Annotated in this window: 5 protein-coding genes; 3 read left to right on the top strand and 2 right to left on the bottom strand. The window is 57.3% G+C overall.

The annotated features are described in order from the left end of the window. Nucleotides 1–101 precede the first annotated feature (101 nt). Entirely contained in the window at nucleotides 102–4,541 is a 4,440-nt protein-coding gene (locus OHL23_RS00610; protein WP_263349803.1) for a DEAD/DEAH box helicase, read from the top strand. Between the two features lie 130 nt (nucleotides 4,542–4,671). On the opposite strand, the gene OHL23_RS00615 is transcribed toward OHL23_RS00610, so the two are convergent. Continuing rightward, on the bottom strand, nucleotides 4,672–7,809 hold the full coding sequence (locus tag OHL23_RS00615; RefSeq protein WP_263349804.1) for an ATP-binding protein: 3,138 nt from the start codon (nucleotides 7,807–7,809) through the stop codon (nucleotides 4,672–4,674). 496 nt (nucleotides 7,810–8,305) lie between these two features. On the opposite strand from OHL23_RS00615, the gene OHL23_RS00620 reads away from it, so the two are divergent. After that, nucleotides 8,306–8,677 (top strand): response regulator, encoded by a 372-nt coding sequence (locus OHL23_RS00620; RefSeq protein ID WP_263349805.1) that lies wholly within the window; start codon nucleotides 8,306–8,308, stop codon nucleotides 8,675–8,677. 74 nt (nucleotides 8,678–8,751) lie between these two features. Further along, a complete protein-coding gene (locus tag OHL23_RS00625; protein WP_263349806.1) occupies nucleotides 8,752–9,384 on the top strand; it encodes a response regulator transcription factor in 633 nt (210 codons plus the stop codon). Between the two features lie 270 nt (nucleotides 9,385–9,654). Here OHL23_RS00625 and OHL23_RS00630 read toward each other — a convergent pair whose 3' ends face one another. Beyond that, a complete protein-coding gene (locus tag OHL23_RS00630) occupies nucleotides 9,655–11,049 on the bottom strand; it encodes a Gfo/Idh/MocA family protein (RefSeq protein ID WP_263349807.1) in 1,395 nt (464 codons plus the stop codon). Between the last annotated feature and the right edge of the window lie 178 nt (nucleotides 11,050–11,227).

Here is an 11,227-nt window from a genome sequence, read left to right on the forward strand (position 1 = left end):
GGATGGTCCGGAACCTGGCTTTGCGCCCCATATGTCAATGGTGGAAGAAACTCGGATGAAACCATCTAGGCAAATAAAAGGCGAACAGGCTAGAATTCGTCATGCAGATTCCTCCAGAACTCGCGTGGGCACACCCAGTCACAGCTGAGTGGTTCGTCCGCAAATTCGGTACGCCGACCGAGCCCCAGGTTCAGGGATGGCCGAGTATCCTCGCCGGGGAACCCACGCTCATTTCGGCACCGACAGGCTCGGGTAAAACGCTCGCAGCGTTTCTCGTATGCATCGACAGGCTCTTACGCCAGTCCATTGAGGGTTCCCTCGCTCCAGCAACTCAGGTCGCCTATGTCTCTCCGCTCAAGGCGCTGTCCAATGATGTGCAAAAGAACCTCGACGGTCCGCTGGCCGAGATTCAGCAGTTAGCGCTCGAACGAGGCTACCTGTCAATGGGGATTCGCACCGGGGTGCGGACAGGCGACACACTTACCAAAGAAAGATCGGCGATGCTAAGGAACCCGCCGCACATCCTGGTCACGACGCCGGAATCTCTCTACATCCTGCTCACCGCAGGAAAGAGCCGCGAACACCTTAGGAGCGTCAACACGGTCATCGTCGATGAGATTCATGCGATGGCGGACGATAAGCGCGGGGCACATTTATCTCTCTCCCTGGAACGGCTGGAAGCCCTGGTGTGTCGAGAGAACAAAGCGGCGGCCGCGCGATACCTCACTGGACTCATTACTCCGCCCCAACGGATAGGTCTGTCAGCTACTCAAAATCCCATTAACCTGGTTGCCCGCTTCCTGACCGGGGTCGATCCTTCCCGCAGGGCCGCCACAATCATCCAGGTCGGGCAGCGGCGTGAGCTCGACATCGCGATCGAGGTGCCCAGTGACGAGTTGAGCTCGGTCACTTCGAACGTAATGTGGGAAGAGATATTCGACAAGCTGGCGGCCCATGCTCAGAATCATCGATCAACCCTGGTGTTCGTGAACACCCGCAGGTTGGTGGAGAAAATTTCCTTCGCCCTTTCCGAGCGGCTTGGGATAGAACACGTTGCCGCCCACCACGGCTCCCTGTCCCGGACTCTGCGACTTGACGCCGAGCAACGCCTGAAGCGCGGCGAGATCAAGATTCTTGTCGCGACCGCCTCGCTCGAGCTCGGCATCGATATCGGCGACATTGATCTCGTTTGCCAGATTGCCAGCACCCGCGCCGTCGCCGTTGCCATGCAGCGCGTCGGTCGGGCGGGACACTGGCGAGGCGCTGTGCCCAAGGGCCGGCTGTTCGCCACGACCAGGGACGACTTGCTGGAGCAGGCGGCATTGATTCGCAAGATGCGTGCCGGTGAACTTGACCTGCTTGAAATTCCTCCGCAGCCTGCCGACGTTCTGATGCAACAGATCGTGGCGGCTTGCGGTGCGGAGTCGTGGGATGTCGATTGCCTCTACAACACATTCCGCCGTGCCTATTCCTATCGCGACCTGACCAGGGTGCAGTTCGATGAGCTGATAGCCATTCTGAGCAACGGCATTGAGTCGAGCCGAGGCCGGTATGGGGCTTACCTCATGCACGATCGCGTCCAGGGTCAGCTTCACCCACGACGCGGGGCGCGGATGATCTCGATCTCGAATGGTGGGGCCATCCCGGATACGGCGCTGTTCAGCGTTATCCTGCAACCGGAAGGTGTGCAGATCGCGACGCTTGACGAGCACTTTGCTGTGGACTCATCGCCGGGAGACGTCATTCTCTTGGGCAACACCAGTTGGCGGGTTCAGCGAATCGAAGCGGCAGGGCGAGTCTTAGTTGAAGACGCGAATGGCGCTCCCCCAAGTGTGCCGTTCTGGACTGGAGAAGCTCCCCAGCGAACGGGCGTGTTATGTGACGGCGTCAGTGAACTACGCGAGGCGATCTCTGGAAAGACATCGAATGTCGCACCGGGTTACATCTCCGCGGCACAGCCGGAGATTGCCGAGGCCGTGGGGTGGGTGATGGAGGAATGCGGAGTGTGCCCCTCCGGCGCACAGCAATTGATCGCTTACATCGTGGCAGGGCGCGCCGTGCTTGGTGCGGTTCCGTCGAAGACTACGATCATCGCGGAACGGTTCTTTGATGAGGGCGGCGGCATGCAACTCATCCTGCACGCCCCGTTCGGTGGCCGTATCAACAAGGCCTGGGGGCTCGCACTACGCAAGCGTTTCTGCCGTGGATTCAACTTCGAACTCCAGGCTGCGGCTACGGACAACGGAATCAACATCTCGCTCGCCGAGCAGCACAGCTTCCCCTTGTCTGACGTGTTCCAATTCCTGACCGAACAGACTGTGAAAGGTCTGCTGGAACAGGCGTCAATAGCCTCGCCCATCTTCAAGACAAGGTGGCGATGGGCGGCAGGCCGAAGTCTGCAACTACTTCGAACTTCCAAGGGAAAGCGGATAGCCCCGCAGGTACAGCGCACACGCTCTGACGACCTCATGGCAAGTGTGTTTCCTCAGGCGGCAGCCTGCTTTGAAACCATTGTCGGGGATATTCAGATACCGGGCCATCCACTGGTTCGGGAGGTGATGCAAGACGTCCTCCAGGAAGCAATGGACCTCGAAGGCCTGATTGGGGTGCTTCGTGGCATACAGGACGGAAGCATCCGATGCCTTGCCGTGGATACTCCCGTGCCGTCGCAGTTCGCACACGAGTTGTTAAATGCAAATCCCTACGCATTCCTGGATGAAGCGGGTCTGGAAGAACGCCGCGCCAGAGCGGTTTCGTTGCGGGGCACTATCCCGGCCAGTATGCTTCAGGAGGCAGGAAGACTTGATCCACGTGCTATCGATACGGTACGAAGCGAGTGCTGGCCGGACCTTCGTGATGAGCACGAGTTGCACGACCTGCTAATGAGTCTTGTCGCCTTTCCGGTATCTCTGCTGAATACGAATCCTACACGGAGCTGGCCCCGGTTGTACGAAGAGCTCACGCGCACTGGTCGCGCTCAAACTCTCGTTTGCACTGGCGTGCCCTGCTGGGTTGCGACAGAACAGCTTCCCCTCGCAGAGGCTCTTTGGCCATCGTCGACAATCACGATCAAGCCTTTCGACACAGAGGAAGCTCTGAAGAAATGTGCGCAGGGATGGCTTCAGCTTATGGGGCCGGTGACGGCCAACGATTTCGCAGGGCGTCTTTTGCTCAGCCCAGCTTCGGTCTATCAGACCTTCCTTGGAATGGAGATTCAGGGGCTGCTCATACGTGGAAGCTTCGAAAAATCCGCGACTGCCAAAGATCATGAAATCGAGTGGTGTGAACGGCGCATTCTTCAACGCATTCACCGTCTGACCTTGAGCATTCTTCGAAAGCAGGTTGAAGCGGTCACGCCTGCTGTCTACATGCGATGGGTGCTGGGATGGCAACACCTCGCACCTCAAACCCAGCTCACTGGAGAAGAGGGCCTGTTCGAAGTACTCTCGCAACTTGAAGGATTTGAGGCTCCGGCCATTGAGTGGGAACGGACGATCCTTCCCGCGAGGGTCGCCAACTATAATCCCCGCTGGCTGGATCAGCTCTGCCTCTCCGGCGCGGTAGGTTGGGGCCGGGTGTCACCGCATCCCGCATGGTCTGCTGGCGACGAGTCTGTACCCCGGCGGGTAATCCCTACCAACGCTGCACCGATCACATTCTTTGTTCGAGATTCGGCTCAGTGGCTCCCCTACGCGCTAGCAGAGCAATGTGTTGATGAGAAGAAGCTTCGACTAGCGCTTAGCACGGAGGCCCTGAGCGTGAGGGACCTCCTGAGGCAGCGAGGCGCGTGTTTCGCGGACGACATTCAGCGACTGTTGAACCTGACACGCCAGCAGACCCATCACGCGCTGTGGGAATTGGCAACCGCCGGCCTAGCGGCAGCGGATGGTTTCGACCAGCTCAGGTCGATGATTGACCCTGCCCGCAAATCCGCAACGACATCTGCGCCAAAGCGGTATGTGAGGAGCACAGCAGGACGCTGGTCCCTTTTCACGGCCGAGGTCCAGACACCTCCAACTGCCATCGAACGGGCTCGGCGTACTGATGCTGCTCTGGAGTCGGCGGCTCAGATCCTGCTCAAGCGGTATGGAGTGGTGTTCCGCGACCTCCTTCACCGCGAATCGAATGTTCCGAAATGGCGAGAACTTCTTGGGATATTACGTAGACTCGAAGAGAGAGGCGTAGTGCGTGGGGGACGCTTTGTGACGGGGTTCGGAGGAGAACAGTTCGCTCTCCCTGAAGCCGTTGATAGTCTGCGATCCTCAAGACATCGGGAAGCGAAAGAGGTCGTTGTCGTCGCCGGAGCAGATCCTATGAACCTGGTTGGAATCGTGCTGCCTGGGGATCGCGTAGCGGCAGTGCCGGGACGGTCCATAACTTACCGCAACGGAATCCTTCATCGGGCAGAGGGTCTACCACCCACCTCCAAATCAGAACGGCAGGCGGCGAGCTCGAACAGATACAGTTTCTTCTCGGACACGTCTCCATTGAAACCACCGAACGGTATCTCGGCTGCAAACAGTGCTTCCAAAATGCTGTGAACGATGCCATTGAACTCGAGCCGGACGGTCCGTGATTCGCGGTGATGACTACAGAAGCCAACTTCGCGTTTCCGATCGGCTCTCGATGAGTAAGTTGGCGATCACGAGCGCTCTACGACATCGGTTGGATTTATGGCTGGTTCTCTATCACAGCAGGCAGGATGAACTGAAAAGTCGCGCCGCGCCCCAAGAGGCTGACTGCCCATAAGCGCCCACCATGCGACTCAATGATTGACCGGCTGATGCGAAGCCCCATGCCGGTGCCATGAGGTTTCGTCGTAAAGAACGGGTCGAAAATCTTTTCCACGATTTGCGGCGGAAGCCCTATGCCGGTATCACGAAATGAAACAAGGATCTGCTCCTTCTCAGCCCGCTGCGATTGGATGATGATCTCACGTATCCCGTCGACGTCCTTCATTGCTTCGATGCTATTGAGGATCAGATTCATCATGACCTGCTGCAATTGCAGACGATCTCCAACGATCTGAGGCAGATCGGCTGCCAGTTCCGTCCGGACCAGGATGCTGTGTCGCACTGCTTCGTCGCGCAGAAGGGCAACAGTTTCCGGAATAATCTCGTTTAAATCAAGGGTCTGTTTATTCGCGGCGCCTTTCTCAAATTGCGCGCGGATCCTATCGATAATCTCAGCGGTACGTTGCACATCCCTACCAATTCTGGTAACGCCCGCGCGCACCTCATCCAGATTGGGTTCATCGCGATCGAGCTTTCGCAGGCATGTGCTGACGTTGGTGATAGCACCCGTGATTGGTTGTTTGATTTCATGAGCCAATGAGGCTGCCAGCTCTCCCATGGTTGTCACCCGGTTGATGCGTGCAAGATCGCCCTGCGCCTGGCGCAAAGCCTCTTCCGCCCGCTTCTGGTCGTCGATGTCGGTCGTCGTACCGACGAATTTGAAAACTCTTCCTTCTGCATCGCGCAAGACCACAGCTTGATTGAGGTGCCAGCGATATGTCCCGTCCTGAGCGCGGAGAGTCCTGGTTTCAAACGCAAATCCTGTTCCCGAGCGTACCCCCTCCCAAAAGCCCTTGGCTGTCGTCTTCCGATCCTCGGGATGGACCGCGGTCATCCAGGCTTCGGGATGCGACCGGACGAAGTCAAGGGTCTGACCTGCGAACTCCAGCCAGACCCGATTCACGAAATCAGGTGTCCCATCGGGCTTGAGCGTCCAGGCGGACACAGGAAGCTGCTGCAGCAGCGCAACTTGTAGTTGCAATTCTGCGTCGGCCTGCTGTAGCTCACAGTAAAGGCGGCTCGTCTCGGCCAACCGTTCTTCGCTGGCGCGCAGTTTCTCGCGTTCGAGTTGCGCCTCACTGCGGATCCGTTCTTCGCGTTCCGCAGTTTCGCGGCGAAGACTGGCCATTTTGACGTGTGCCGCTACACGCGCCAGCAGCTCCCGGGCAGCGAATGGCTTGATGAGATAGTCGTCGGCATCGGCCTCCAGTCCTTCCACGCGCGACTCTTCGCCTGCCCGTGCCGACAGTAGGACGACTGGCGTGCCGGCGAGGGCTGAATCATCGCGAATCGCCCGCAACAGGCCAAACCCATCGAGATGCGGCATCATGACATCCGCCAGCACAAGGACTGGGCGCAATTTCCGAGTGGCTTCCAGCGCCTGGAGGCCGTCAGCAGCCGCGTGCACCTCATATCGCTCGCTCAGCAGGCGTGTGAGGTATTGGCGCATGTCCGCATTGTCATCGGCCAAGACGATCAGTTCGCGTTTCCCCGAGGGTGAGGGTTCCAGGCTGGGGGCGAGCGAAGCTTGTTTGGGAAACGTTGCCGCATCGACCGCCAACCCCGGTTCATTTTCCAACCACTGATTCAGCTCTTCGACATAAGCTTGGACTCGAATCGTGGTCGAGGCGAGTGTTTGTGCGGCCTGAATGCGCTCCGCCGGCAGATGGCCCGTGCCGCTCGGAATCGTCACAGTGAATGTGCTGCCGACGCCAACGGAGCTCTCCACGCGCACAGTGCCGCTGTGCAATCTCACGAGTTCCTCAACCAGCGCCAGCCCGATCCCTGTGCCTTCGTAAGTCCTGGCCTGGGTGCTTTCGATGCGATGGAACCGCTCGAACACGTGCTCGCGATGCTCTTCGGGTATGCCCACGCCGGTGTCGCGGACCTGTAATTCCACTGCGCTGTCCACGGATTTCAATGTGAGAGCAACATCGCCCTCGAACGTGAACTTATAAGCATTGGAGATCAGATTCAAAACAATCTTCTCCCACATGTCGCGATCCACGTACACCAGGTCGGCGATTGGCAGGCACTCGACTGAGAAGCAGAGCCCGGCGTTCTTCATCGCCGAGTCAAACGCGCTCGCGATTTCTGCGGTGAAACTTGCCAGGTCTGTCGGCTGATAGGACGTCTGCGCGCGACCGGCTTCGATACGCGAGAAATCCAGAAGCGTGTTGACGAGCTTGAGCAATCTGAGGCCGTTGCGGCGCACCGTGGCCAGCAGCTCGTAACCTTCGGGACTCAGCCGCTCCCTTGCTTCCTTCTGAATTTCCTCAAGCGGACCGAGCATCAGCGTCAACGGCGTTCGGAACTCGTGGCTGACGTTGCTGAAAAACGTTGTTTTGGCGCGGTCGAGTGCGGCCAGAGACTCTTCCACCCGCTTTTGGTCATCGATGTCAGTGGTCGTTCCGACGAATTTGATGACGTTTCCTCGCACATCGTGCAGGGGCACGGCCTGCTGAAGGTGCCAGCGATAGGTCCCGTCGTGAGCACGCAGACCCCTGTTTTCAAACACAAACCCGCGTCCCGAACTCACGCCCTCCCAGAAGATCCTGATTACTCTGTCCCGATCTTCAGGGTGGACCGCGTTCATCCAGGCCTCAGGATTTGACCGGACGAAATCGAGAGTTTGACCGGAGAATTCAAGCCAAACTCGATTCACGAAATCGGGCGTCCCATCAGGATTAAGCGTCCAGGCAGCGACTGGAAGTTGCTGCAGCAGATCGACTTGGATTTGCAACTCTGTTGCGGCTCGCTGCTGCTCTCGGTAAAGGCGGCTGGTCTCCGCCAATCTCTGCTCGCTAGCGCGAAGTTTTTCGCGTTCCTGCTGGCGCTCCTGTTCAAATGCGCGTGCGCTGTCCAACACGATTCGCACGCCCGTTCGCAGGGCTTGCGGCCATTGTTCCACGGGGCCGAGCGGCGTAGTCGACCAGTCGAGCGCGCGCATACGCGTGGCCATCTCGCCGTCACCGGCAAACACTGACTCGATCAACTCTCTTTTGCTAGGCTCCATCTCTAGATCCTCCCGCTCAGCGGCAACGCGGAAAAGGCCTGCGGCCAATGGTAGATGAATCCAGGGAGCCACCCGGCAAGCCAGATCAAGCTGGCGTTGGAATGCGATCAATGAAAGAACGCGGGACCAACGGATCAGGAATATGGCGCTCAGAGGAATTCAGAGGAAACCTATGGGCCGACTCGCCTCGAACGTGCCTATTCAAGCGATGCCAAATTATATCGCGCGCCGAAGATCGAGGGTCGGGGGAGTCGGTAAAGAAATACCAATACCAAAGTATTAGTGGTAATTGCGAATCGCATCTGCCGTGATATGGTTGCTTCAACTGATCGCCTGGAAGAGACTCTATCAGTCGCGTTGTTGATGTGCGGCTCGGACAAAATCGTATTATGCAAGATCCGAGTGCATCGACTTCCTCAGACAACGCTAATCTTTCGGAGATGTTTTTCAGCGTTCTCCGTGAATTCTGCTTCATGTGTGGCGTGAGAGTTTCTTGATGAAAGCGCATTTGCTGATTTCGGTGGTCGACGATGACCAATCAGTTCGCGAGTCGCTGCCGGAACTGTTGAATGAGTTGGGACTTGACGCGTGGCCATTCTCATCGGCAGGAGAATTTCTGGCGTCCGATGCTCCGTTGCATTCGAGCTGCCTGGTCCTCGACGTATCAATGCCAGTAATTTCCGGACCCGGCCTCTTCCGCGAACTTCGTCGCCGCAACCTGAATATTCCGGTTATTTTCATTACTGCTCGCAAGGACGAAGTCGCACGAACGCGATTGCTTGATGATGGAGCAGTCGAATGTTTGTTCAAACCCTTCAGCGATACAGCTCTGTTGCAGGCATTGAGCAAGGCTGTTGGCGCCAAATAATGTTCTGACGCTCGTGGCATGTGGCAACAATGAACGCAACAAACGAATTGTGCTCTGAAAAGAAAACTTCACTCGTGCCAAACACCTCACCGACAGTATTCGTTGTAGATGACGATATCTCGGTCCGAGAATCGCTTCAATTCTTGATTCAGGACGAAGGCTGGCAAGTAGAAACCTTCGCGTCGGCTGAAGAATTCCTCAACCGCCGACGCGAATTCGCCCCAAGCTGCTTGACCCTCGATATCTCGATGCCTGGGTTGAACGGGCTCGATCTGCAGAAGAGACTAGCGGTGGAACGACCCGATATGCCTATTATCTTCCTCACCGGTTACGGCGACGTGCCGATGACCGTAGCGGTTATGAATGCTGGGGCAGTAGAGTTCTTAACGAAGCCCTTCAGTGACGGCACACTTCTGGCCGCCGTCAGCAAAGCCATTTCGCGGAGCTCGGCTCTGATCGCCCGTGATACTGAACTTAGAGCGCTCAGAGCGCGGTATACCCGTTTGACCTTTCGCGAACGAGAGGTGTTGGCTTTGGTTGTCGTTGGAAAGGCGAATAAGGAGGTCGCTAATGAGTTGGGCATAAGCGAGGTCACCGTGAAAGCGCATTGTGGAAGCATGATGCAGAAGATGGGAGCCGGTTCTTTGGCGGAACTGGTGAATCAAGCCGCAAGGCTCCGCCTGTTGCGATCTAATCGGAATCCCTAGAACACGATCGAATCCAAAGATTCACCTAAAGCCACTTTGTTCCGCCATCCCCCATGTTCGGAGTCCATAACGAAACTTTCTATAGGTCCTCATAAACGTGCCAGTGTTCCGGCAAGTCGCCGATATGCGCCCGCGCTTGGCAGTCCATCCCCCAATTTTGGGCAAGGGAAACCCTCAGGCAAACCACGGCGGCGAGTCAAGCCCACAACCCGGGATCGCCAGATGGTCTGCAAACGCCGCTGCCGCTAGCGAGACCCCACAGCGGCAAGTCTAAGCTCGATATTCGCGTGAGGTCACGATTCCCGGTTGCGGTACAGGATATCGGCCGTCGGCATCAGCAACCAGTGGCGCTGGAGAATCCATGGTGAACTTGTCTGTGTTCGGCGACATTTCGAAGTCGCAGTTGAGCATCTGGTCAAACGTCACTTCCCGGCCGGTGTGGGCGGCCATGCGGCCCATGCTCGAAACCAGGCTAACTTCCACACCACGCTGCACCTCGTTGTAGGGCTTATCGTCTCGAATGGCGTCCACCAAGTCATTCCATTCGTTTTGATAAGGGTCCTGCTCTTCCGGCTTTACCTTGGATTCCCAAAACATGTTGGCGGTCAAGTCCTGGCTTGCATATAGGCTTGACGGCTGCCCGCAATCGCCTGCCTTCGAGGCGATTCCCGACCCTTTGGTGCCTTGCAGGTAGCTAGAATAGATCTGCTCACATCCGGGGATGGTGCGCCCGTCGAAAAAGAACTTGGCGCCGTCGGAATACGTGTATTCCACTGAGTATGTGTCGAAATTCTGATCCACATACATGATTCCTTCAGGACTGGAGCGGTACTGTCGGCCGCCTAGCGCCTGCGCTTTCACGGGCCACTCGTTCTTCATCCACCCTAACTGATCGATCAAGTGGATATAGAAGTCGTTAAAGCAGCCGCCGCTAGCCCAGATGAAACTGTGGAAGCGCTGCACTTGGTAAAGGAGGTCGGTGATACCGGCCGGTTTCGGAAGCGAACTGAAATAACCGCCCGGCCCGTGCATCCGGTAACCCCGCTGCAGAATGATCTCGCCAATCTCGCCATCGTGGACGCGCTTGGCCAGTTCTTGCATCGCCCGGTTGTGACGTGACATCAACCCCACACCGACCTTCAGGTTCTTGGCCTGGGCCTCGCGCGCCAGGCTGAACATGCGTTTGCTGGTGGGCCCGTCAGCCGTTAGCGGCTTCTCCATGAAAACATTTAGACCCTTCTGGATCGCGTAAGAGAAATGCACCCAGCGAAACGCCGGCGGCGTAGCAAAAATCGCGACGTCGCCCGGTTTCAAACAATCCATCGCTTTCTGATAAGCGTCGAAGCCGATGAACTGACGTTCCGGCGGCACGTCCACCTGGCTGGCAAACTGCATCTGCAACTTGGTCAGGTCTTTCTGGAGGCGATCCGGGAAGATGTCGGCCATGGCCACCAGCTTGATAGGGCCGCGCTTGACGGAAAGTGCATTGGCTGCTGCGCCACCGCCGCGCCCACCACAGCCGATCAGGGCGACCTGGATCAGGTCGCCGCCAATAGCGTGGACAGCGGGAATGGCCACGTTGGCCAAAGCCGAAATCGCTGCAAATTTGCCCGTGCTTTTAATGAATTCACGGCGGGACGCCGAGGCTTGCATGGATGATTTCATGACTGTGCAATCCTCCTATACGTATGGTTGCCATTTCGAGGGCACGCAAAAAGCATCGAAGATGCGGTAGGACATCCTAACGCGTCTTCCCCAGTCGTCAAGAATAATCTCATCCCCCAAGAATAGCGGTCGAACGACTGAACAGGTCTTCCTAGGCGGTGAAATCCGAAGATGAGTT

Origin of the sequence: Acidicapsa acidisoli, from assembly GCF_025685625.1 — a bacterium.
GTDB lineage: Bacteria > Acidobacteriota > Terriglobia > Terriglobales > Acidobacteriaceae > Acidicapsa > Acidicapsa acidisoli.